Raw genomic sequence first — 21,642 nt, 5'->3', positions numbered from 1 at the left:
CGGGCAGTGCCTGCCGCTTTCGCCTTGTCGCGACAACACAACGAGAAGGCAAGAGCTGGCGGGTAGTGCCCGCCCTGCAGGAAGCGGCAAGCGTCGCGCGTCAGCCGAACAGGTCGCCGTGCGCGATGCGCTATTCCAGGTCCAGCAGGTAACGCTTCGTCGGCAGGCCGCCGCCGAAGCCGGTGAGGCTGCCGTTCGCGCCGATCACCCGATGGCACGGCAGCACGATCGGCAGCGGGTTGCGCCCGTTCGCGGCGCCGACCGCGCGCACCGCCAGCGGCTTGTCGATGCGCCGGGCCAGTTCGCCGTAGCTGATGGTGGCGCCGTACGGAATCCGCCCCAGTTCGTGCCACACCTCCAGCTGGAACGGCGTGCCGACGGGATGCAGCGGCAGTTCGAAGTGCTGGCGCTCACCGGCGAAGTATTCCTGCAGCTGCACGCGGGCGAACTTCAGCGGTGCGGCTGCGCGGGCCCAGCCCGGATGCGCCTGCTTCGGATGGCGTTCGCGCTCGAACCAGATCTCGCGCAGGCCGTGGCTGTCCGCGACCAGGCGCAGCGTGCCGACCGGGCTGGTCATTTCGTCGTAGTAGATCGTGTCGGGCAGGTTCGTCATGCGATCGCCTCTGGTTTTTCCCGGCGTGCCGGCGACGGTGCTTCCGATGCACTGCGCCACAGATGGATGACGGCGTACGCGCGCCACGGGCGCCACGCGTTCGCACACGCGGTCAGCGCTTTCGTGCTGAGCGGCACAGCATCCGTCGCCGCCTCGCGGCGCAGGATCAGGTCCGCCGCCGGGAACGCGTCCGGCGCGCCCAGCGCGCGCATCGCGATGTAGTGCGCCGTCCATTCGCCGATGCCGGGCAGCACGACCCAGCGCGACACGAACGCATCCAGCGATTGCCCCGCGCTGAAATCCACGCGGCCGTCCAGCAGCGCCTGCGCCATGGTGCTGACCGTCGCGGCGCGCGCCGCGGTCAGGCCGATCTCGCGCAGGTCCGCCTGCGCCAGCGCTGCCGGCGTCGGGAACAACCGCTCCAGTCCCGGCAGCGGCGCCGCCGGCAACGGCTCACCCCAGCGTTGCACGATGCGTGTCGCCAGCGTGCGCGCCGCCGCCACGCTGACTTGCTGGCCGAGGATCGCGCGCACCGCGATCTCGAAACCGTCCCAGCCGCCGGGCAGGCGCAGGCCGGGGTGGCGGGCGACCAGCGGGCCGAGCACGGCGTCGCGGCCGAACGTGTCCGTGATCGCCTGCGGGTTCGCGTCCAGGTCGAACATGCGCCGCAGCGTCGTCACCACGCCGAGCAGCCGCGTCGGCTGCGGACAATGCAGTTGCAGCTGCAGCGCATGTTCGCCACCGGGCCACGCGCTCAGGCGCAACCAGCCCGGTGCATCCGCCGGACCGAACACGCGCGCATAGCTGCGCTCGTCGACAAGTTCCACGCCCGGCAGCGCGCGCGTGCGCAGGAACGCGAGCAGCCTCGGAAAATCGTACGGCGGCCGGTAGCCGAGCCGCAGCAGCAGCGCCGTACCGGCCGCTGCGTGCGGGTGCCGACGCAGCTCGCGCGGCGCGATGCGGTTCGCCTGCGCGAACGCCGCGTTGAAGCGGCGCAGGCTGCGGAAGCCGGACGCGAGCGCGACTTCCGTCACCGGCAGCGCCGTTTCCGTCAGCAGTTGTTTCGCGAACAGCAGCCGCCGCGTCGTGTGCACGCTGATCGGCGCTGCGCCGACGCGCTCGACGAACAGCCGGCGCAGTTGCCGCGCACCGATGCCGACGCGTGCGGCCAGTGCGTCCAGCGACTGTTCCGCCAGCGCGCCGGCCTCGATCAGCTTCAACGCGCGCGCCACCACATGGTCGCCGCGCTGCCACTGTTCGTTGCCCGGCGCCAGTTCCGGCCGGCAACGCAGGCACGGCCGGAAGCCGGCCGCTTCCGCGGCAGCCGCGTTCGCGTAGTAATGCACGTTCTCGCGCTTCGGTGTCGGCGCCGGGCATACCGGCCGGCAATAGATGCCGGTGCTGCTCACCGCGGTGAAGAACAGCCCGTCGAAGCGCGCGTCGCGGCTGAGTCGCGCCTGTTCGCAGACATGCGGGGCGGGCAGGGCAGGCGGTTCTTTCATGGGTGCAGGCTAGCACCACGGCGACGGCGTGACTCGCCGTTTTCGGACATCCATGTTGCGCGAACGGGCCGGTCAGGGCGGCGGTTTCAACGGCCAGGACATCAGTTCGCGTGGGCGATCCACGCAAGCGTCGCGCGTGCTTCGCTGCAGTGCCTTGCTTGACCGCGCCATCAGGTGCTCGTACGGCGCGCCGGCCCACACTACGTACGGCGCAACCGTGTCCGGATCCGCGCGGGTATCTCGGTCCTGGTGTTTGCCGGACAACCTTCACCATGACTTGCGTCGGTCGTGCCGGACTCCCGCGGCGCGAGTCGATCAATCGCCCGCCATGCGGGCTGCTTCAGGTGGCCTGCGAAAACTTATCGCGAGCCGGTTGTAGGCATTCATCAGGCCGATGGCGATGGTCAGGTCGACCAGTTCCTTCTCGCCGAGTACTTCGGCCGCCCTCTGGAAGTCGTCGTCGGGCACACCCGTTCGCGCCACTTGCGTTGCCGACTCGGCCCAGGCGACGGCTGCTCTTTCTTCCACGTCGAACAGCTCGCCGGCTTCGCGCCAGGCCTGGAGCAGTGCAAGTTTCTCGCCGGCCACCCCCTCCTTGATCAGGGCCCGTGCATGCAGGTCCAGGCAGTATGCGCAGCCATTGATCTGGCTTACCCGCAGGTAGACCAGATCGATCAGCCGCGTATCCACGCCGGACTGCGCGACGTAGCCGTAGACGCCGCCAAGCGCCTTGACTCCGGCCGGGGAAACCTTCGTGTAATCGATGCGTTGTGACCTGGATCCTGCCTAGTCTTGCGGGGTTGTCAGGCGCGTGTCGCTGGTGTCGACGATGAACACGGCGAGCAACTTGGCAGGGGCGGACTTGCTCGCATTGCGGCTTATCCGATGATGCGCGCCGGGCTCTTCATAGAAACTCTGGCCCGCCGTGTAGACCCGCGCGGGCCCATCGTCGACCTGGCTTTCGATCGCACCCGATACGACATAGGCGTAGATGAAGGCCGACTTCGCGTGGATATGCGGTTGCGACGCTTCGCCCGGGCGGTAGAGCACTTCGACGGCGACGAGGGACTTGCCCGGGATATTGGAGATCGCGTGCGAAAAATTCGGCGCGACGGTTTCGCCCGGCGCATGTGCACTCGCTGCGGCCGTGAGCGACAGCGCGGCGATGGCGAGCAGGGTGGCGAAAATGGCCTTGGTTCTCATAGAGGGGACTCCTGGTGAATGCGACGCATCCTACGCTTGGTTTGGTTCACAAAAAAGAACCAAGAATGAGCCGCTTGCAAAATTCCCGCTGAAACCGGTCTAACCGGATCAACCCGTGCGTCGTCGGTTGTTTTTTGACCCCATCGAAGGTTCCGCAGCAGTCTGCTTGGGCTGATGTGGTCAAGAAATGTCCATGGCGCCGTCCGTCAGACAAAGAGCATCGGACTCCGATGGAGTCTGCGGTCCCATGGGAGGTTGCGCGGTGCGCTACGTGACCCATCGCAAGAGTTGGTCTGCGGTCAGGGCCAGTACGGCAAACATCAGGTGCGCCATCACCTTGACCGAACCACGCACGTTGATGCGGCGGGCGCCGAAATCGTCTTTCAGGCGCGCGTTGACGCGCTCGACGGTGCTGCGTTCCTTGAATCGCTGCGCCTGGTGGGGAGCGAACGGGATCTTCTCGCCTCGGCCCGGGTTGTGATCGATCAACGGCACATGGCCCAGCCCGCGGCTGTGCTCCCGGATGAGCGTACTGTCATACGCCGCGTCCATCAGGTCGTACAAGTGGGTCACGCGCTGCATCGTGATCGTGGCCAGCGGGATCGCCACTTGCGAGTCGTGCACGCTGGCGGAGGTAAGTACCGCGCTGATCGGAATCATGCCGTCGGCCACGTCCAGATGCAGCTTGTAGCCGATCCAGGTGGTCGCGAAGCCCTGGCTGTTGCGCTTGGCACCCACGTCGCATGCCGCAGGCAGGTCGGCGAGCATAGCTGGCAGGCTCATGCCGGCATGCTGGCGTTCGATGCGGGTGGGCTCCTTGGCCGGACGCACTTCATCCTTGCGTGGCCGACCGCGCTTGCGCGGCGGTGGCGACGGCGCGGCTGCGGTCTTGCGCGGGCGCTCGCGTGCTTCGATGGCGGTGGCATCGCGCGACACGTGCCCGATCAGGGCGCCGCCCAGCGTGCGGCGGATCAGCCATTCATGCACCCGTGCCGCCAGGCCTTGCTCCGCAAACGCCGCGAACGCGCGCGAGAACAAGGAGGCATTCAGCGGCTTGCGCCGACGCGGATCGAATCCGCACAAGCGACGCAGCAGCGCATCGGCGTTGAGGCGATCCACCAGGTCCGAGGTCTGGGTCAGGCCCAGCACCGCCTTGGCCACGAAGGCCCGTGCCAACGCCATGCGTTCCTGCCGTGGCCGGCCCACCCGCCCGCGCGTCGATGGCACGAACCGCTCGATTTCAACCTGCTCCCAGATGCGCAGCAGGCCCTCCATCGCCGGCGTCAGCCGCTGTCCGACATCCGCCTCGACCAAGGGCACCAACTCGTGCTGGAAGTGACGATGGAATTGCGTCAGGCGATCACGTACGGCAGTATTTATTCGGCGGGTGTTGGTGGCGCTTCGATAACTCCATCATGCCTTCAATGGCGGCACCCGCTCTACTTTTTTCGCCACCTCCGCTGGCGAAAAATTCGGCCGCAATGGGGAATTTTGCAAGCGGCTCGAATGGTATTTCCCGATGTACCACGAAGTATGACCGCCGCGGTGCACATCAGGGTCGATCGGTCCGCCAGGATCACGCTGGCGGAGCAGATCCGCCGCAACATCCTCGCCGCGATCAGCAGCGGCGCGCTCGCGCCGGGCGCAAGGCTTTCCTCGTGGATCGCCCTGGCCGCCCAACTCGGAGTGGCCAGGGGCACGGTCAAATCCGCCTACGAGCGATTGGCCGACGAACAAGTCGTCGTCTCGTCGCGTTAGGGTGGCACGAAGGTGGCCGAGCATCCTGCCGGAGTGGGGGGTCGTTCCTCCGGCGGAAGCCGATGCGCCGCCGGCGCTATACGAGCATTTGCTCACCGGTCCGGCGATCTTCCAGATGGGCATACCCGGCCGCGATGGTTTTCCGACGAGCCTGCTTGCCCGCCTGCGTGCGCAGGCTGCCCGCGCCAAGGTCGCTGCGCGCGCGGTCTATCCCGATCCGCGCGGTGAAATCGAACTGCGGCGTGAGATCGCCGCGCATCTTGCGCTGGCCCGCGGCGTCGAATGCCGCCCATCGCAGATCTTCATCACGGCGGACTTCGCCGGTGCTCTCGGCACGACCCTGAGGGTGTTGGGCGCGGAAGGGCGCGAGGCCTGGATGGGAAATCCCGGCTTCTTCCAGAGCCGCAAGGCGCTCGAGCTCGCCGGGCTCGTTCCCGTCCCCATCCCGGTGGACGAGGATGGCGTCGACGTCTCCTGCGGCATGGAGAAGGCGCCCGCCGCCGCGCTGGCCCTGGTAACGCCGGGCCAGCAGGCGCCGCTCGGCACGACGCTGTCGCTCAAGAGGCGGATCGAATTGCTCGCATGGGCTGCCCGCACGGGAGCATGGATCATCGAGGACGATTATCTCGGCGAACTCCAGCTCAATCGGCGCGCCGCCCCGGCGCTCGCGTCGTTGGACCGCAGCGGCCGCGTCATCCATATCGGGTCGTTCAGCAAGACCATCAGCCCGGCGCTCAGGCTCGGCTTCATCGTCTCCCCCGTCGCGCTGGTAACGCGATTCGCCGAGGCGACCCTGTGCTTCGGATCGGCACCGGGCCCTGCCGTGCAACAGGCGACCGCCCATTTCATGCGCGAGGGCCACTACATGAGGCATTTGCGCCGGATGAAGCGCATCTACTGCGCGAGGAGCGAAGTGCTGCAGGCCGAATGGATACGGAAAGGATATCGCGTCCACATCGGCGGCCGGGCCGCCGTGGTGCGCCTGCCCGACGGGGTGTCAGACGTCGGCGTCGCCCGGAACGCCGTTGCCAAAGGTCTGGCTCCATCTCCGCTCTTGCCATGGTTCAGCCCGGGCACGGCTGCCGAGTCGGGCCTCTTGCTTGGAGTCGCGACGGCGACCGAGCGACAGCTTCCCGCAGCTTGCCGGCGTCTTCATCAGTTGATCGGGCCGTGCGACGGAAACGTCGAGCCGCGCTGATGCCGTAGTCGTGAAAGCCGTCTTCTATACAGTGGAGGCGGCGAAGGCATCGCGCTAGTCGGCATGTTCTTCCGCATCCCGGCTGGAGCGCTCGGCGTCAATTCGTTCGAATCGTCAGCCGCGGGCTCGCCGCCATACCCGATCAAGGCCCGCGCCGCTTTCCTTCGGCCGCGGAGCATGCCCGGCAGCACGCTGTCGCGGCGGATCAGGCCGTGGTACAGCACCGCCGCCATGTGCGCCAGGAGCGTCAGCAACAGCAGCATCGCGAACCCGCCGTGCAGCTGGCGCAGCACGGCGAACGCGACGGCATTGGTCGGGAAGATCGGCGGCAGCCGCAGCGACGTGCCGAGCATTCGAAATGCAGGTCGACTATGCGCACGCGGAACAGGATTTCCGCGCACTGCTGGCGATCGACCCGGACGACGTGAATGTGCTGCCCCAGTTCGGCGACATGTTCGTCCATATGGCGCACGACGGGGACAAGGGCTGGGTCGTGACCGATCAGTTGACTCACGAGCGGCCGGACAATCCGTACGGCTGGATCCTGCGCGCCGACATCCAGCCGCCACCGCGAGTCGGACTGGACGCCACCGCCGACTGCCTGGAATCCCTTTTCGGCAAGGACCCGCGGATGGCGAAGATGCTCGTGCGCATGCGTGCGGCAGTGGCCTTGCGCAAGCACACCGACATCGACGCGCGGCCCGCGGCCCGCGGCACCGTGACTGGCCTCCGGCCTGTGCCAGCCGCTGACCTATACTCGGCGGTCTGACTCACCGGAGCCCTTCGTGATGAACGCATCCACCCGCATCGACACCACCCGCACCATCCGCGCGCCACGCGGCAGCGAGCTTTCCTGCAAGAGCTGGCTTAGCGAGGCGCCGTTCCGCATGCTGCAGAACAACCTCGATCCGGAAGTGGCGGAGAACCCTGCGGAGCTGGTGGTGTACGGCGGCATCGGTCGCGCCGCGCGCAACTGGGAGTGCTTCGACGCGATCCTGAAATCGCTGCGTGAGCTGAACGACGACGAGACGCTGCTGGTGCAATCCGGCAAGCCGGTCGGCGTGTTCCGCACGCATGCCGACGCGCCGCGCGTGCTGATCGCGAATTCCAACCTGGTGCCGCACTGGGCCACCTGGGAGCACTTCAACGAACTCGATCGCAAGGGTCTGATGATGTATGGCCAGATGACGGCCGGCAGCTGGATCTACATCGGCTCGCAGGGCATCGTGCAGGGCACCTACGAGACGTTCGTGGAGATGGGCCGCCAGCACTACGGCGGCTCGCTCAAGGGCAAGTGGATCCTCACCGCGGGCCTGGGCGGCATGGGTGGCGCCCAGCCGCTGGCCGCCTCGCTCGCCGGTGCGTGCAGCCTCAACGTCGAATGTCAGCAGAGCCGCATCGACTTCCGCCTGAAGACGCGCTACGTCGACGAGCAGGCCACGGATCTTGACGACGCGCTGGCGCGCATCGCGAAATACACCGCATCCGGCGAGGCGAAATCCATCGCACTGCTCGGCAACGCCGCCGACGTGCTGCCGGAACTCGTGCGGCGCGGCGTGCACCCCGACGCCGTCACCGACCAGACCAGCGCGCACGACCCGGTCAACGGCTACCTGCCGCAGGACTGGACGGTGGAGCAGTGGTTCGAGCGCCGCAAGGCCGACCCGGTCGGCACCGCGCGCGCCGCCAAGCTGTCGATTAAGACCCACGTGGACGCGATGCTCGCGTTCCACGCGCAGGGCATCCCCACCTTCGACTACGGCAACAACATCCGCCAGATGGCGAAGGACGTCGGCTGCGACAACGCGTTCGCGTTCCCCGGCTTCGTGCCCGCCTTCGTGCGCCCGCTGTTCTGCCGCGGCATCGGCCCGTTCCGCTGGGTCGCGCTCTCCGGCGACCCGGAAGACATCTACAAGACCGACGCCAAGGTCAAGGAACTGATCCCCGACGACAAGCACCTGCACCGCTGGCTCGACATGGCCAGGGAACGCATCAGCTTCCAGGGCCTGCCGGCGCGTATCTGCTGGGTGGGCCTTGGCCTGCGCGACAAGCTCGGCCTTGCGTTCAACGAGATGGTGCGCAACGGCGAGCTGAAGGCGCCGGTGGTGATCGGGCGCGATCATCTGGATTCCGGCTCCGTCGCGTCACCGAATCGCGAGACCGAGGCGATGAAGGACGGCAGCGATGCGGTGTCCGACTGGCCGCTGCTCAATGCACTGCTCAATACCGCCGGCGGCGCTACTTGGGTCAGCTTCCATCACGGCGGCGGCGTCGGCATGGGCTACAGCCAGCACTCCGGCGTGGTGATCGTGTGCGACGGCACGGCGGCAGCGGACAAGCGAATCGCCCGCGTGCTGTGGAATGATCCGGGCACCGGGGTGATGCGGCATGCGGATGCGGGGTATGACATCGCAGTGCAGTGTGCGAGCGAGCAGGGGTTGAAGTTGCCGATGGTGTAACTGTCACGAACTAGTTTGTGAAACATACGGCATTGCCGTATAGTTCAAGCGTGCAGAAGGGAGTCTGCCATGTACGAGTTCGTCGAATCGTCCGTGTTCGCGAAATACGTGTATGACTACCTCACGGAGGATGAGTACACCGGCTTGCAGTGGTATCTCTCCAGCCATCCTGACGCAGGCGACGTCATCCCCGCGTCGGGCGGCTGCCGCAAGCTTCGTTGGGGCGCCCGCGACAAGGGCAAGCGCGGCGGCGTACGCGTGATCTATTACGGCGTAACCGAGCATGGGCAAATCTGGTTGCTGGCGATCTACGCCAAGTCACGGCAGACCAACCTTCCCGCAGATGTCATCCGATTGCTCAAGGAGCAGGTGGTGAAACCATGAAAAAGCTGAGCAAGGAAATTCTCGAACGGGATGCCAAGCGCGATATCGGCCTGGAAGTCCTGCAGGCCATCCGCGAAATCAAGGCGGGCGAAGGGCGGCGCTTTACCGTACAGGTAACGAAAGCTACGGAGGCCCGCCTCAAACTCGGACTGTCCCAAGCCGACTTCGCCGCGATGCTGGGCGTTTCCACACGCACGTTGCAGGACTGGGAGCAGGGCAGGCGCGAACCGAGCGGCGCGGCCAAGGCTCTGTTGAAAGTGGCAGTAGCAGCGCCGAAGACGGTGCGGAAGGTGTTGGCGGCAGCTTGATTAAGTGAACCTGACCCCGTTTCACCCGCTGTTTTTTAGGAAAGGAACTTCACCAGCAACTGCCGCTTCGATTCGGGAAGCTTGCGGAACGCATTCAGCAGGTGGCTCTCGTTGTCGCTCAGGCGACGATAGAGGGCGCCGGCTTCGCTCACCCCGGGCGCGGCGGGGCCTCGCCCGGTGGCAAGCCATTCCAGGTTGACGTCGAAATCCTTGGCCAGTTCGATGATGCGCGGCAGCTCGGGCAGGGCGAGGCCGGTGAGCCACTTGCGGGCGGTTTCCCGCGATACCGCGTAGCGGCTGGCCAGGGTGCTTGTCCTTCCGCGCCCTGAAACGAAGCCGGCCTGGTCCAATGCTTTGCGCAGGCGGCTGGCGAAGTGCTCGTAGGGTGCTGCCATTCCAGTTCCTGGTTGTCGCATCGTCCCGGCGCTTGCGCGCGGTGAGGCTTGGCAAGTGTGGTCCATTGTTGCGCACGTGTATTTGCGAGCGTGCCATTTATGGTTGTTGACATCGGCAATTCATGGTTGCATTCTGGCCATGGAGGGCGGGGGTGATAGCAGGCGTCGGAGTGCATTTGTTGAGGGAACGGTCGTAGAGCCGACTCTGCCTTCCCCCTGTTTCCGACGGGCATTTCATAGAGCGAGGAGGCGAGCATGTCGACGACCGATTTGGACGATCTGGGCACGACCGGCTATTTCCTGCCGGAGGACAGCCAACTGCGGCTGAAAAAGCTCCGCGAGTATGTGGAGTTTCTGGGCAACCTGGCGCGACCGCGCATCGCGGACGAGGCAAAGGAGTGGTACGCGGAGATCCGCCCGGGCGAAGTGGCGATCTGCATGGAACTGCTGGAGGAGCAGCTCGCCCAGGTGCTGGACGAACTCTCCTGGCCGGCCGAGCGTGGCAAAAGGGCGGCAGCATGCGAGGCCGATGCGGAAGCGGAAGCGGAAGCGGAAGCGGAAGCGGAAGCGGAAGCGGAGGCTTGCACGGAAACCGCAGAGCCGGAGGTCGCCGAGCCGGCGAGGGATGAGGCCGGCAACGGCTTCCTCTTCGGCGTCACCCTGGATCAGATCGACGAGATCAACCTGCTGCTCGCAAGCCTTCGGGCCCTTGGCAACGTGGTGACCTGCACCGATCACGCCGAGTTGTCCGACGCCACGCTGTCGATCATGGGCGACGCTATCGTCCGCGACGTGGAGAAGCTGCGTGAGATCAGCGGCGACGTGAATGCGCAGGCGCTGAAGCCGCCGCACGGTACGAAACCCGGTGTGCGCGAGGAGCGGGCCACCTACCTCGCGCTCCCCCAAACGGGGTCAGGTTCACTTCCGCGGTCTATTGGGAGCGTGGCGGTCGATGAGCCGGGCGGATGCCGGCGAGGCGTTGGGTCTTGGCCTCGACCATGGCGCGGAAGCCGCCGTGGCCCAGCGCGCGTTGTTGCTTGAGGTAGGTGCGAATCGCCGCAAGATCGTCGTCGGACAGTACTTCGCGCAGAAGCTGCCGGTAGGCCTCGGCGCGCGCTTCGGGCGTGGGCGCCAACGCGGTGTAGGCGGGATGCGGCGTGAGCCACGCAAGCGGGCGCAGGCCACAATGGCTGGAGGCGCTGGACCACGGATAGCTGGCTGCGTCGTCTGTCAGGCGTGCACGCACCGGGTTGAGGTCGATGTAGCGGTAGCAGCGCAGCACGTAGGTTTCGGTGTCCACCAGGCAGGCTTTGTATCGACCTTCCCATAAGGTGCCGGTGCGACGGTGGCGTGCATTGAACTGCCCTACGTAGCACCGTCCGAGCCTTTGCATCATCTTTGAAATGGCGCCGACTTCGCTGGGCGTCACCAGCAGGTGGACGTGGTTGTCCATGAGTACATAAGCATGCAGCATGCATCGGGTGTCGAGCAGCGCCTCGCGGAGAAGGTGCAGGTAACGGTGCAGGTCCGTGTCATCCAGAAAGCAGGGCAGGCGGTTGTTGCCGCGCTGGACGATGTGCTGGGGAATACCGGGTAGGTCGAGTCGGGGTTGCCTGGCCATTCGCTCAGCTTCACGGATGGCACCAGAGCCGTGGTACCCGCCCTCGCCGCGACCTGCCGTAGGCGCTACGAGCAGTGATCTGTGTGAAAGTGAACCTGACCCCGTTCGGGCCCTCTGCGTCTTACGCGCCAGCCTCTACCTCGATGCACAGGCACGGGTCGAAATGCGGGTTTTCGTTCACCCCGTTGGAGCTGTAGCCGCGCGGATTGCAGACCACCCGGGTGCCGTTCACCGTGTAGTCGAAACTGTCGTGGGTGTGGCCGTGGACCCACAGTGTGGCACGGCCCATCAGCGCGCTGCAGTCGGACACGAAGGCGGCGCTGACCGGCGACTCGGCAAAGCGCGGATGCACGCTGCGCGGCGTCGGCGCATGGTGGGTGACGACCACGGTCGGCCCGGCGAACGGTTGCGCCAGCACGACCGCAAGCCATGCGTACTGTTCGGCGAACAGCGCGGCGGCGTCGGCGGGGGTGAATACGCTGCCGTCGGCGTTGCGGATGACGGCGAAGTCGCGCATGAAGCTGGCCGATGCCGCCATGGCAAGTTCCTTGTTGCCGGCGCCGAACAGCGCGAAATCCGTCCACAGCGTCGCACCCACGAAGCGCACGCCGTCAATCTCCCGCGTGCCCTGGTCGAGCAGCCCGATACCGTGCTCGCGCGCGCTCCGCGCCAGCGTCTGGCGCACTTGCGGCATCGCGCCGCCGTAGAACTCGTGGTTGCCGGGCACGTACAGCACCGGGCGCCCCAGGCTGGCGGCCCACTGCATCGCCTCCGCCGCCGGGCGCCGGATGTCGCCGGCGAGGATCGTCACGTCAGCCGCCACCTCGGGCGGCGGCATGCCGTGCGTGCTCAGGTGCAGGTCGGACAGGATGTGCAGGCGCATGCGGTGCTCCGTTCAGGGCCATCGCGACGTGCCCGGAACCGGGAGGGGTCCGGGCACGTCGCGATGGCATCCGCGGTCTCGGCGGCGTAGGCCTCGGCCAGTGGCTGATAATCCTCCATCGAGGGGAAGCCGGCATAGCTGTGCTTGGCCGGGGTCGATGCCTAGGCGAGCCGGGTATCGGTGCAGGTTTCGATGAACGGTGCGAAGTCGGCGTGCGGGTCGAGCACCGACGGGCGCAGGTTGATCAGCCAGTCGAGCCCGGCCGGGCGGGTCATCACCCACGACTTGCAGAACGCGCAGTACAGGTGGCTGTGTTCCTCCTGCAGGCCGCCGCGGACCAGCTCGCCGGCGATCACCTCCACGCCGTCGGCGGGCAGGGCCAGCGACAGCGAGAACGCGCTGCCGGTCATCTTCTGGCAGCCGTGGCAGTGGCACGCCATGCTGAGCATGGCCGACTTGGTGACGCGCAGCCGCACGCGGCCGCAGCGGCAGCTGCCGGTGGCGGGAAGCGCGGATGGATAGGGCATGGCGGATCCTCGGCAGGAACACGGATGCGGGGCCGTAGTGCATGGCCGGATGGCTCGCCGGGCCATCGTCGCATCGACGGCTGGCGCGCCGGGCGTTGGTTTCGTGCGCGACGCCATCGTCACGCCGCCTTGGCCCGGGCGTACCTCGGCTGATCTGCATCCTGCCATGAGATGCTGCCATGCCGACACTACGCCTGCGCCTGACCGGAAGCGGCGATGACGTCCGCGCCGTGACCAACCTGTTGCAGAGCCTGGACGGCATCGAGCGCGTGGAGGAGGTCGTGGACATGATGGATCGCATGGACGACGCGGATTCCAGCTCCGCGGGCCTGAGCGACACCTACGGGCCCGACGCGCACGAGCTGGAGATCGAGGCGCTGAACCCCTCCACCGCGCGCAAGGTGCGCGAGGCGGTTGAGGCGCTGGCGTTCGAGCTGGATGCGCTGGTGGAGTTCGAGGAAGAAGGGGAGTGAGCGGCCGCGCCGCTAGGCGGGCAGGCTGACTACCGGCGCAAAGCCGCCGAAGATCATGCGCTTGCCGTCGAACGGCATGTCGCTGGCGCCCGGCATGCGCGGGTCCTTCATGACCTGCTCCATGCCGGCGTCGCGGCTGGCCTTGTCGGGCCATTCGATCCAGGAGAACACCACCGATTCACCCGGCGTGGCCTGCACGGCGCGGCGGAAGTCGGTGAGCTTGCCGTCGGGCACGTCGTCGCCCCAGCACTCCACCACCCGGGTGGCGCCGAACTCCAGGAACATGGCGTCGAAATGGCGGGCGTGCGCGATGAATTGCTCGCGGTTGGCGTCGGGTACGGCGATCACGAAACCATCGACATAGGACATGGTGGTCTCCTGCGCAAAACGGCGGCCGGCAGGGCCGCCTTCCTGCTGACGACGAACGGGCGCGTGCGGAATCGACACGAGGCGGCGCCGACCAGCCGCGGCGTCGGTCAGTCCGGAATGTCCGCTTCCACCAGCTGGCCCAACAGCAGCAGCGATTCCTGCCAGCCCAGGTAGCACTGCTCCACCGGGATGACCTCCGGCACGCCTTCCTGCACCACTTGCACGTCGGTGCCGCAGGACACCGCGAGCAGGGTGACGGTGGTGGTCATCTCGCCGGGCAGGCCGGGGTTGTCGAAGCGGTCGCTGTAGCGAATGCGTTCGCCCGGCACCAGCTCGCGGTAGGTGCCGCCGAAGCTGTGTCCGTGGCCGCTGGAAAAGTTGGTGAAGGTCATCCGGTGCTGGCCGCCGACCCGTGCGTCGAGCTCGTGCACCTTGCAGGTGAAGCCGTTCGGCGGCAGCCACTTGGCGATCGCGTCGGCGTCGAGGAAGGCGCGGTAGATGCGCTCGGGCGGGGCGCGCAGCACGCGGTGCAGGCGAAGCGTGTTGGTGGTCACGATGGTTTTCCGTGGCGGAGGACGGCCCTCACCCTGCACGACGAACGGGCAGGGCGAAGATCGACCGGGCGCCTGGCCCTTACCTGGACGTGGCCGCTGCCGTTCCCGCCGCGGCCTTCGCCGGCGCCGTCCACAGCCTGGCCTCCGGCTTGCCGCCCAGCATCTGCGCACGCACCAGCGGGATCGGCGGGCCGCCGTAGCTGAGAAACTGGTCGTGGAACGCCTTCAGCGCGTTCGGGCCCGGGTGCGCGGCGATCCAGTCCTGGCGCAGCTGCATGATCATCAGCTTGCCCAGGGTGTAGTTCAGGTAGGCCGGGTCGTAGGTGCCGCGGGCTGCCTGCTGGCGGGCGTTGCCCGGGTCCTGGAAGGCCTTGTCGCGGAACATCTGCTCGGACTGGGTGACGGTCATGCCGCCGGTGTGCAGGCCGATGGCGGAGAGGTAGCGCACGTCGCGCAGCAGGGCGTTGGTGAGCTGGCCGATGTGGACCTCCGGTGTGGCGCCGTCCAGGCCGGCGTCGAACATCATCTCCTCGGCGTAGTGCGCCCAGCCTTCGGAGAAGGCGTAGCCGACGAACAGCTGGCCGAATTTCCAGTGCGCGCGGTTGGCGTGCAGGAACTGCAGGAAGTGCCCCGGCCACACTTCGTGCGAAGACGTGAACAGCAGGTCGGCCTTGCCCGGTATGTAGGCCAACTGGTCGGCCTTGCTCCAGGCTGGATTCGGTGGGGCGATGTAGTACACCGACGGCAGGTTCTTCTCGTACGGGCCGGGGATCTCGATGTAGGCGAAGTTCCAGCGGTTGAACGGCGGCGCTTCCTGGACCTGGGCCTGCTCGGGACCGGGGATGGTCACCAGATCCTTGTCGACGATGAACTGGCGCAGGCCCACGAGTTGCGCACGCGCGCCTTCCACGGCACCGCCGGCAGGCTTGTGTGCACCCTCCTTGTCGACGCACGCGCTCAGTGATTGGCCCGGCGCAAACTTGTCGCAGGCGGCCTTGAGCGCGTCGAGGTTGCGCTGCAGGTCCGACTCGCCGATGGCCTTGAGGCGGTCCAGCGGCAGGTCGACCAGCTCGGTGGCATGCAGCATTTTGGAGAACTTCGCCGCGCCCAGCGCGTAGTCATGGGTGGCGTGGGGCTGCTGCGCCTTCAGCCAGTCGGCGAGATCCTGCGTGGCCTTGATCGCGGCGGCGTTGGATGCCTTGAAGCGGGCTTGCAGGGCGTCATCCTTGACGCCGGCGAAGATCGCCGGGACGTCGTTGCGGAAGAAGCTGGCGAACCCGCCGAAACTGTTCACGCCCAGCTCGATGTACGACGCCGGCAGCGGCAGCCTGAAGTTCGCCCTGATCTGGGCGACGGCGCGAGGCAGCGCTTCCTGGTAGGCGACGAACGCCGCCATGCGTTGCGGCAGCGGTGCGTAGGGGCGCGTCAGGTACATGCTGGGCGACAGGTCGCTGGTGTAGAAGGCCGGGTTGCTGTATGGAAAGCCTGAGTCCTCCAGCCAGAATAGCTGGCCGTCGATCACCGCGAGCACGTAGTCGCGGTGGAAGCGGCCGCTCTGGTCGAGCCGGTCGTCGCCGAACGCGGCGAAGCGGTCGCGCTCGGCATGCAGCCAGTCGGCATCCGCCTTCAACCCGGCCGGACTGTAGTCGGGCAGCTTGCCGTCGAACTCGTGCCTGCCGGCATTGGCGGCAAAGGTGGGGTAGCGCTTGAACATGCCGTCGATGAAGCCGTCGACGGCGGCATCCAGCCTGGCGTTGTCGTTGGCCGTTGCCACGCTGGCAGGCGGCGTAGCGGCGGCGGGCGCGCGGGGAGCTTCCCGGTTGCAGCCGGCAACGAGTGCGGCGGTCGCCGCGGCGCACAGCGTGATGAGGCGGATCGGGGGCATGCAGACGGCTCCATGACAAGGACTGTCGAGAGTAGGTAGCGCGGTGATCGAGTGCAACCTGCTTCGCGTCGATGACGCGCCGAAGCGGCGAGCGCATCCGCCTTTCGATGCCGCTCCGGCGATGGGGCCGCGCAAGCCCGCATCGGAAGGGCTTGCGGTTCCTGCCCGCCAGCTGACGGGTGATACTGGCCACCACACGGTGCGAGGGGCGCGGCATGACGACCAGGCCATGGCTTATCGGACTCGGGATGTTGCTGGCGGTGGCTGGCCTGGGCGGGACGGTTCCCGGCCACGCGGCCAGCGCCGGCGGCGAGGCCGCGGCGATCCGCCAGGTGATGGCGCAGCAGGCCGCGGCGTGGAACCGCGGCGACGTGGAAGGCTACATGCGCGGCTACAAGGACGCGCCGGACACCACCTTCATCGGCAGCAGCGTGCGCAAGGGCTATCGCAGCATTCTCGACAGTTACCGCAGGCACTACGCGACGGCGCAGCAGATGGGCCGGCTCAGCTTCTCCGAGCTGGACGTGCGCCTGCTGCCGGGCGCCGGCGGCGAGCCGCGCTACGCCGTGGTGACCGGCCGCTTCCACCTCGACCGCGCGACGCACGGCGAGGTGGCGCAGGACGATGGCGTGTTCTCGCTGCTGTGGGAAAAGACCGCCGACGGCTGGAAGATCATCCTCGATCACACCAGCTGACTGGCCAGCTCACTTCTCCACGAAGGGTTTCAGCCGCGCCAGCGCGTCGTCCCACTGGCTCGACACCAGGTCGATGTAATCGCGCAGTTCGCCGAGCGGCTGCGGGTCGAGCGCGTACAGGCTTTCGCGGCCGGCGCGCTAGGAGCGTGGGCGGTAGAAACCAAGCAGGCGAGGCAAAGCCGTTTTGAGCCAGCTTGCGTGACGGTTTGCCGGCCCATAGTGGTTCTATGGGCCAAAAATCGGCGCGGAAGGTGGCCAAAACGGCGCAGCCGCAGCCGCTTGTGTTTCTGCCGCCCACGCTCCTAGGGCAGCGGTACGGCGGCCGCCGGCTCGCTCGCGCGCAGGAACGCCAGCGCTTCCTGGCAGGGCGCGTCGACCTTCAGGGTGAGCAGCGCATCGGCACGGGTGCGGCCCAGCGTCACCGCGGCCACCGGCTTGCCTGCCTGCGCGGCGGCCGCCACGAAGCGGTAGCCGGAATAGACCATCAGCGAGGAACCCACCACCAGTACCGCATCGGCGGCCTGCCAGGCGCGCGTGGCGGTCTCCACGCGCTCACGCGGCACCGCCTCGCCGAAGAACACCACGTCGGGCTTCACGATGCCGCCGCAGCGCGGACAGGGCGGTACCTCGAACGACGCGAAGTCGAGGCCTTCCAGCTCGGCGTCGCCGTCCGGCGCGTCGACGGCATCAAGCTGCGCCCAGGCCGGGTTGCGCTCGAGCAGCCGCTGCTGGAACGCATGGCGGGCGCCTCGCCAGTCGCAGCCCATGCAGCGCACCTCGTCGAGGCGGCCGTGTAGGTCGAGCACCCGTTCGCTGCCGGCACGCTGGTGCAGGCGATCCACGTTCTGCGTCACCAGCAACTCGACCTGCCCGCGTTGCTCCAGCGTGGCCAGGGCGTGGTGCGCGGCGTTCGGTTGCGCACTGCCGAAGCGCCGCCAGCCGACCATGCTGCGTGCCCAGTAGCGCTGGCGCGTCGCTGGCTCATGCATGAACGCGCTGTAGTTCACCGGCGGCGGACGCTTCCATTGGCCGTCGCGGTCGCGGTAGTCGGGAATGCCCGAGGCGGTGCTGCAGCCGGCGCCGGTCAGCACGAACAGGCGCGGATGGGCTTCGAGGAATTGCTGCAACGGAGTCATCGGCTGGATATGAGGGCGCGGCGGGCCTGAAAACAGAGCGCAGGCAGACGGAACGACGTCGTGCCATTGTGACATCGCGGATTTCATCGGAGTAACTTGGCGCGCTCGCGGGCTGCTGCCCGCCCTGCCACTGGGGAACCCGACCATGCCCGTGCAAGCCCGCCGCCTCGCGCCCGTCCTGGCGCCACCACGTACCCGCCGGGATGCCTTGCTGGTCACTGCGCTGGCCGGGCTGTGCGCCGTTTCGTCTGCCTGGGCGCAGGCGCCGCAGCTGTCGGCGCGGACGTTGCAGTACGTGAAGTACGCGCAGCCGCTGATCGCGATCACCCATGTGCGGGTGATCGACGGCCACGGCACGCCGGCGCGGGAGAAGCAGACGGTGCTGCTGCGCGACGGCCTGATCGCGGCGCTCGGCAGGCACGTGAAGCTGCCGAAGGGCGCGACCGTGATCGACGGCAGCGGGCACACGCTGATCCCCGGCCTGGTCGGCATGCACGACCACATGTTCTATCCGGCGCCGAAGGTGAATCCGGAGGCGAAGGATGCGATCTATCCCGAGCAGGCATCGAGCTTTCCCAAGCTGTACCTGGCCGGCGGCGTCACCAGTATCCGCACCACCGGCAGCACCGAGCCGTACACCGACCTGGAGCTGAAGAAGGCGATCGACGCCGGCAAGATCCCCGGACCGAAGATGCACACCACCGGGCCGTACCTGGAAGGCAAGGGCAGCTTCACGCCGCAGATGCACGAGCTGGCCGATGCGGCCGACGCCACCGAGACGGTCAACTACTGGATCGGCGAGGGCGCAACCTCGTTCAAGGCATACATGCACATCACCCGCGCCGAGCTGTCCGCGGCGATCGCGGTGGCGCACGCGAAGCACGTGCAGGTGACCGGCCACCTGTGCGCGATCGGTTTCACCGAGGCGGTCGGGCTTGGCATCGATGACCTGGAGCACGGCTTGCCGGTGGACACCGAATTCAGCGCCGGCAAGCAGCCCGATGTCTGCCCCGACACCAAGGCCGCGCTGGCCCAGCTGGCGACGATGCGCGTGGACGATCCGCGCATCCAGCAGTTGATCAGGACCCTGGTGGCGAAGCATGTGGCGATCACCTCGACCCTGCCGGTGTTCGAGACCTTCGTGCCCGGCCGCGCGCCGGTGGATCAGCGCGTGCTGGATGCGATGCTGCCGGAAACGCGAGTGGAGTACCTGGCGAGCCGCGAGCGCATCGCCGGCATGCACGATTCGCCGTGGCCGAAGGTGTTCAAGCTGGAGCAGGATTTCGAGCATGCGTTCGTGCAGCAGGGCGGCACCCTGCTGGCCGGCCTGGACCCCACCGGCTATGGCGGCGTGATCGCCGGCTACGGCGACCAGCGCGAAGTGGAACTGCTGGTCGAGGCTGGATTCACCCCGTTGCAGGCGATCCAGATCGCCACCCTCAACGGCGCCCGCTTCATGGGCGAGGACCAGCGCATCGGCTCGATCGAGGTGGGCAAGGCCGCCGACCTGGTGCTGCTCGACGGCAATCCGGCCGAGAACATCAAGGACATCGAGAAGGTCGAACTGGTGTTCAAGGACGGCATGGGCTACGACCCGGCCAAGCTGGTGAAGGCGGCGAACGGCACGGTGGGCCTGCGCTAGCGCAGGCCCTTGCCGGGCGTGGAGCACTTGAGTTTCTCCGCCCCGGCCCGGACGATCGCCGGACGCCCCTGCGGGGACTCTTGCCGGGGGACATGCATGCCAGCCACCACGCCATTCCTGCGCATCGGCACGGTCATCGTGCGCGTGCGCGATCTCGCCCATGCCTTGCCGTGGTACCAGCGCCTGCTGGCGGTCGAGCCGATCTATTTCGAAGGTGGCGAAGGATTGGCGGTGCTGCCGCTCGGCGATACCAGCCTCACCTTGTGGCAACGCAAGCTCCAGGAAACCGGCCACGCCACGACGGGACGCGCGGGAACCTATCCGATTCTGGCGGTCGCGGACGCCGACGCCGCGCATGCCTTCGTGACGGCTCACGGCGGTACGCCCGAGCCAGTGGGGACGGGCGCCGGCGTGCGTTTTTTCGGCTTCACCGACCCGGACGGCAATTACCTGGAAGCCTGCCAGGTGCTGTGACTGGCGCCGCCGGCGCTGCAGCGGCGCGCTAGCATGGCGGCATGAACCCGGCCGAGCTCGACAACCCGTTCTGGTCCGCGTTGTGCAGCCGGCACCGGGCCATCGCGCTGCGCCACGGCGACGTGGCGCGTTATCCCGCGGCTTTTGCTCCATTCCTCGGCTTGGCCAGCGCGGAGGCGGACATGACCGGGGCGCTGGCGTCGCTGGTCGAGCCAGGCGAGTCGGTCTACCTGCTGGGCGTGGCGCCGTCGTCGCCGCGCGGCGGGACGCTCGAGGCGTTCGCTCCGCTGGCGCAGATGGTGTGTCCGGCGCCGATCACGGCGGTCGACGGACCGCCAGTGGTCGAGTTGACCGCGGCGCATCGCGCCGACGTGCTGGCGTTGACCGCGCTGGTGTATCCGCACTACTTCCGGCCGCGCACGATGGAACTGGGCCGCTACTTCGGCATCTACCAGGACGGCCGGCTGGCGGCGATGATCGGCGAGCGACTGGGCATGGAGGCGCAGCAGGAGATCAGCGCGGTATGCACGCACCCCGACTTCACCGGCCGTGGCTATGCGCGCCGGCTGCTGGCGCTGCTGTCGAACGACAACCTCGAACGCGGCCGCCTGCCGTTCCTGCACGTGAGCCACCAGAACCGGCGCGCGGAGTCGATGTACGAGCGGATGGGCTATCGCCACCGGCGCGATATCGGGTTCTGGTCATGGCGCCGGGCGCCGGCGTGATCCGCCGTGTGGTCGCGTGAAACACGGCGTCCGCGGTGGCAACGCCGGCATCGCGCCAGCAGCGCGGGTTGAACCCGCTGGCGGGACAACTTACCGTGCGCTTTCCCCGCCCCGCAGGAGTACCACGTGACCCGGCTATCCGATTTTCCCGTCAACACGCGCTGGCCAGCACGGCATCCGGAGCGCATCCAGCTCTATTCGCTCAGCACGCCGAACGGGGTGAAGGTGTCGATCATGCTGGAGGAGACCGGGTTGCCATACGAGCCGCATCTGGTCGACATCGGCAACGACGAGAGCCATACGCCGGAGTTCCTCGCGCTCAACCCCAACGGCAAGATCCCCGCGATCATCGACCCCACCGGCCCCGGCGGCGAGCCGCTGGCGTTGTTCGAGTCGGGCGCGATCCTGCTGTACCTGGCAGAGAAGAGCGGCCAGTTCCTGAGCGCCGATCCGGCGCGGCGCTGGGAGACGATCCAGTGGCTGTTCTTCCAGATGGCCTCGATCGGGCCGATGTTCGGTCAGCTGGGCTTCTTCCACAAATACGCCGGCCGCGAGTACGAGGACAAGCGGCCGCTGGCGCGCTACGTCAACGAGTCGAAGCGCCTGCTCGGCGTGCTGGACGGGCGCCTTGCCGGGCGCGAGTGGATCATGGGCGACGAGTACAGCATCGCCGACATCGCCACGCTGGGCTGGGTCAACAACCTGATCACCTGGTACGAAGCGCGCGAGCTGGTCGACTACGACCGCTACGCCCACGTCGGCGGCTGGCTTGAACGCGGCCTGGCGCGGCCGGCGGTACAGCGCGGGCTGCAGATTCCCAGCCGCGGCTGAACACGCG

General features: G+C 67.5%; 27 protein-coding genes. 13 read left to right on the top strand and 14 right to left on the bottom strand.

What is annotated here, in order from left to right; translation table 11 throughout:
* Positions 1-130: 130 nt before the first annotated feature.
* The 5 genes from LRK53_RS12525 to LRK53_RS12505 all read right to left on the bottom strand — a co-directional run bounded on the left by LRK53_RS12525 (position 131) and on the right by LRK53_RS12505 (position 4,698).
* Positions 131-613, bottom strand: coding sequence for a methylated-DNA--[protein]-cysteine S-methyltransferase (locus tag LRK53_RS12525; protein WP_027491875.1), 483 nt, complete (start codon positions 611-613; stop codon positions 131-133).
* A complete protein-coding gene (locus LRK53_RS12520; RefSeq protein WP_027491876.1) occupies positions 610-2,115 on the bottom strand; it encodes an AlkA N-terminal domain-containing protein in 1,506 nt (501 codons plus the stop codon). Before LRK53_RS12520 ends, LRK53_RS12525 begins: the two co-directional genes overlap by 4 nt.
* A gap of 315 nt (positions 2,116-2,430) precedes the next feature.
* Positions 2,431-2,805, bottom strand: coding sequence for a carboxymuconolactone decarboxylase family protein (locus tag LRK53_RS12515; RefSeq protein ID WP_235642210.1), 375 nt, complete (start codon positions 2,803-2,805; stop codon positions 2,431-2,433).
* A gap of 96 nt (positions 2,806-2,901) precedes the next feature.
* Positions 2,902-3,318 carry a cupin domain-containing protein gene (locus LRK53_RS12510; protein WP_027491878.1) on the bottom strand — a complete coding sequence of 139 codons (417 nt, stop codon included), beginning with the start codon at positions 3,316-3,318 and terminating at the stop codon, positions 2,902-2,904.
* A gap of 267 nt (positions 3,319-3,585) precedes the next feature.
* Positions 3,586-4,698 carry an IS1182 family transposase gene (locus tag LRK53_RS12505; RefSeq protein WP_027491879.1) on the bottom strand — a complete coding sequence of 371 codons (1,113 nt, stop codon included), beginning with the start codon at positions 4,696-4,698 and terminating at the stop codon, positions 3,586-3,588.
* Between LRK53_RS12505 and LRK53_RS12500 the strand changes: the two genes are divergently transcribed.
* Both LRK53_RS12500 and LRK53_RS12495 read left to right on the top strand, forming a co-directional pair.
* Positions 4,660-5,076 (top strand): GntR family transcriptional regulator, encoded by a 417-nt coding sequence (locus tag LRK53_RS12500; RefSeq protein ID WP_221174175.1) that lies wholly within the window; start codon positions 4,660-4,662, stop codon positions 5,074-5,076. The two genes, LRK53_RS12505 and LRK53_RS12500, sit on opposite strands and share 39 nt — an antisense overlap.
* Before the next feature lie 88 nt (positions 5,077-5,164).
* The gene (locus tag LRK53_RS12495) at positions 5,165-6,274 is read left to right on the top strand and encodes an aminotransferase-like domain-containing protein (RefSeq protein ID WP_221174176.1); all 1,110 of its coding nucleotides are present in this window, start codon (positions 5,165-5,167) and stop codon (positions 6,272-6,274) included.
* Here LRK53_RS12495 and LRK53_RS12490 read toward each other — a convergent pair.
* The gene (locus LRK53_RS12490; RefSeq protein ID WP_027491880.1) at positions 6,232-6,627 is read right to left on the bottom strand and encodes a cytochrome b/b6 domain-containing protein; all 396 of its coding nucleotides are present in this window, start codon (positions 6,625-6,627) and stop codon (positions 6,232-6,234) included. The genes LRK53_RS12495 and LRK53_RS12490 overlap by 43 nt on opposite strands.
* Before the next feature lie 5 nt (positions 6,628-6,632).
* Here LRK53_RS12490 and LRK53_RS12485 point away from each other — a divergent pair, with 5 nt between their 5' ends.
* From LRK53_RS12485 to LRK53_RS12470, 4 genes are all read left to right on the top strand, one after another.
* A complete protein-coding gene (locus LRK53_RS12485; RefSeq protein ID WP_027491881.1) occupies positions 6,633-7,043 on the top strand; it encodes a hypothetical protein in 411 nt (136 codons plus the stop codon).
* Positions 7,044-7,062: 19 nt separating this feature from the next.
* On the top strand, positions 7,063-8,733 hold the full coding sequence (gene hutU / locus LRK53_RS12480) for a urocanate hydratase (RefSeq protein ID WP_235642209.1): 1,671 nt from the start codon (positions 7,063-7,065) through the stop codon (positions 8,731-8,733).
* 69 nt (positions 8,734-8,802) lie between these two features.
* On the top strand, positions 8,803-9,117 hold the full coding sequence (locus tag LRK53_RS12475; RefSeq protein ID WP_027491882.1) for a hypothetical protein: 315 nt from the start codon (positions 8,803-8,805) through the stop codon (positions 9,115-9,117).
* Positions 9,114-9,425 (top strand): helix-turn-helix domain-containing protein, encoded by a 312-nt coding sequence (locus LRK53_RS12470; RefSeq protein ID WP_235642204.1) that lies wholly within the window; start codon positions 9,114-9,116, stop codon positions 9,423-9,425. Before LRK53_RS12475 ends, LRK53_RS12470 begins: the two co-directional genes overlap by 4 nt.
* A 35-nt stretch (positions 9,426-9,460) precedes the next feature.
* Here the strand turns inward: LRK53_RS12470 and LRK53_RS12465 are convergent, their stop codons facing one another.
* Positions 9,461-9,820, bottom strand: coding sequence for a helix-turn-helix domain-containing protein (locus tag LRK53_RS12465; RefSeq protein ID WP_027491883.1), 360 nt, complete (start codon positions 9,818-9,820; stop codon positions 9,461-9,463).
* A 255-nt stretch (positions 9,821-10,075) separates the two neighbouring features.
* On the opposite strand from LRK53_RS12465, the gene LRK53_RS12460 reads away from it, so the two are divergent.
* On the top strand, positions 10,076-10,861 hold the full coding sequence (locus LRK53_RS12460) for an XAC0095 family protein (RefSeq protein WP_027491884.1): 786 nt from the start codon (positions 10,076-10,078) through the stop codon (positions 10,859-10,861).
* Here the strand turns inward: LRK53_RS12460 and LRK53_RS12455 are convergent.
* The 3 genes from LRK53_RS12455 to LRK53_RS12445 all read right to left on the bottom strand — a co-directional run bounded on the left by LRK53_RS12455 (position 10,752) and on the right by LRK53_RS12445 (position 12,851).
* Positions 10,752-11,441 carry a transposase gene (locus LRK53_RS12455; protein ID WP_027491885.1) on the bottom strand — a complete coding sequence of 230 codons (690 nt, stop codon included), beginning with the start codon at positions 11,439-11,441 and terminating at the stop codon, positions 10,752-10,754. The genes LRK53_RS12460 and LRK53_RS12455 overlap by 110 nt on opposite strands.
* A 121-nt stretch (positions 11,442-11,562) precedes the next feature.
* Positions 11,563-12,324, bottom strand: a complete 762-nt coding sequence (locus tag LRK53_RS12450; protein ID WP_027491886.1) for a metallophosphoesterase — start codon at positions 12,322-12,324, stop codon at positions 11,563-11,565.
* A 161-nt stretch (positions 12,325-12,485) separates the two neighbouring features.
* Complete coding sequence (locus LRK53_RS12445; RefSeq protein WP_235642198.1) at positions 12,486-12,851, bottom strand: GFA family protein; 366 nt, start codon at positions 12,849-12,851, stop codon at positions 12,486-12,488.
* Between the two features lie 179 nt (positions 12,852-13,030).
* Between LRK53_RS12445 and LRK53_RS12440 the strand changes: the two genes are divergently transcribed.
* Positions 13,031-13,324, top strand: coding sequence for a hypothetical protein (locus LRK53_RS12440; RefSeq protein WP_027491887.1), 294 nt, complete (start codon positions 13,031-13,033; stop codon positions 13,322-13,324).
* Between the two features lie 12 nt (positions 13,325-13,336).
* Here LRK53_RS12440 and LRK53_RS12435 read toward each other — a convergent pair whose 3' ends face one another.
* The 3 genes from LRK53_RS12435 to LRK53_RS12425 form a co-directional block, all read right to left on the bottom strand.
* Positions 13,337-13,693: a DUF1428 domain-containing protein gene (locus LRK53_RS12435; RefSeq protein WP_027491888.1), complete on the bottom strand. Its 357-nt coding sequence runs from the start codon at positions 13,691-13,693 to the stop codon at positions 13,337-13,339.
* A gap of 107 nt (positions 13,694-13,800) precedes the next feature.
* On the bottom strand, positions 13,801-14,247 hold the full coding sequence (locus LRK53_RS12430) for an SRPBCC family protein (protein ID WP_027491889.1): 447 nt from the start codon (positions 14,245-14,247) through the stop codon (positions 13,801-13,803).
* A gap of 79 nt (positions 14,248-14,326) precedes the next feature.
* Positions 14,327-16,132, bottom strand: a complete 1,806-nt coding sequence (locus tag LRK53_RS12425) for a DUF885 domain-containing protein (protein ID WP_235642196.1) — start codon at positions 16,130-16,132, stop codon at positions 14,327-14,329.
* A gap of 215 nt (positions 16,133-16,347) precedes the next feature.
* Here LRK53_RS12425 and LRK53_RS12420 point away from each other — a divergent pair, with 215 nt between their 5' ends.
* Positions 16,348-16,827, top strand: coding sequence for a YybH family protein (locus LRK53_RS12420; RefSeq protein WP_037089106.1), 480 nt, complete (start codon positions 16,348-16,350; stop codon positions 16,825-16,827).
* 302 nt (positions 16,828-17,129) lie between these two features.
* On the opposite strand, the gene LRK53_RS12415 is transcribed toward LRK53_RS12420, so the two are convergent.
* Complete coding sequence (locus LRK53_RS12415; protein ID WP_027493438.1) at positions 17,130-17,963, bottom strand: NAD-dependent protein deacetylase; 834 nt, start codon at positions 17,961-17,963, stop codon at positions 17,130-17,132.
* 145 nt (positions 17,964-18,108) lie between these two features.
* Here LRK53_RS12415 and LRK53_RS12410 point away from each other — a divergent pair, with 145 nt between their 5' ends.
* The 4 genes from LRK53_RS12410 to LRK53_RS12395 all read left to right on the top strand — a co-directional run bounded on the left by LRK53_RS12410 (position 18,109) and on the right by LRK53_RS12395 (position 21,635).
* Positions 18,109-19,605, top strand: coding sequence for an amidohydrolase family protein (locus tag LRK53_RS12410; protein ID WP_027493439.1), 1,497 nt, complete (start codon positions 18,109-18,111; stop codon positions 19,603-19,605).
* Positions 19,606-19,701: 96 nt separating this feature from the next.
* Positions 19,702-20,079: a VOC family protein gene (locus tag LRK53_RS12405; RefSeq protein ID WP_235642194.1), complete on the top strand. Its 378-nt coding sequence runs from the start codon at positions 19,702-19,704 to the stop codon at positions 20,077-20,079.
* 41 nt (positions 20,080-20,120) lie between these two features.
* Positions 20,121-20,804 (top strand): GNAT family N-acetyltransferase, encoded by a 684-nt coding sequence (locus LRK53_RS12400; protein ID WP_027493440.1) that lies wholly within the window; start codon positions 20,121-20,123, stop codon positions 20,802-20,804.
* A gap of 126 nt (positions 20,805-20,930) precedes the next feature.
* Complete coding sequence (locus LRK53_RS12395; protein ID WP_027493441.1) at positions 20,931-21,635, top strand: glutathione S-transferase N-terminal domain-containing protein; 705 nt, start codon at positions 20,931-20,933, stop codon at positions 21,633-21,635.
* The last annotated feature ends 7 nt before the right edge of the window (positions 21,636-21,642 follow it).

This window comes from Rhodanobacter thiooxydans (assembly GCF_021545845.1).
In the GTDB taxonomy this organism is placed as follows: Bacteria; Pseudomonadota; Gammaproteobacteria; order Xanthomonadales; family Rhodanobacteraceae; genus Rhodanobacter.
Note: the sequence above shows the minus strand (reverse complement) of the source record. Positions and strands in the feature narration are given on the sequence as shown.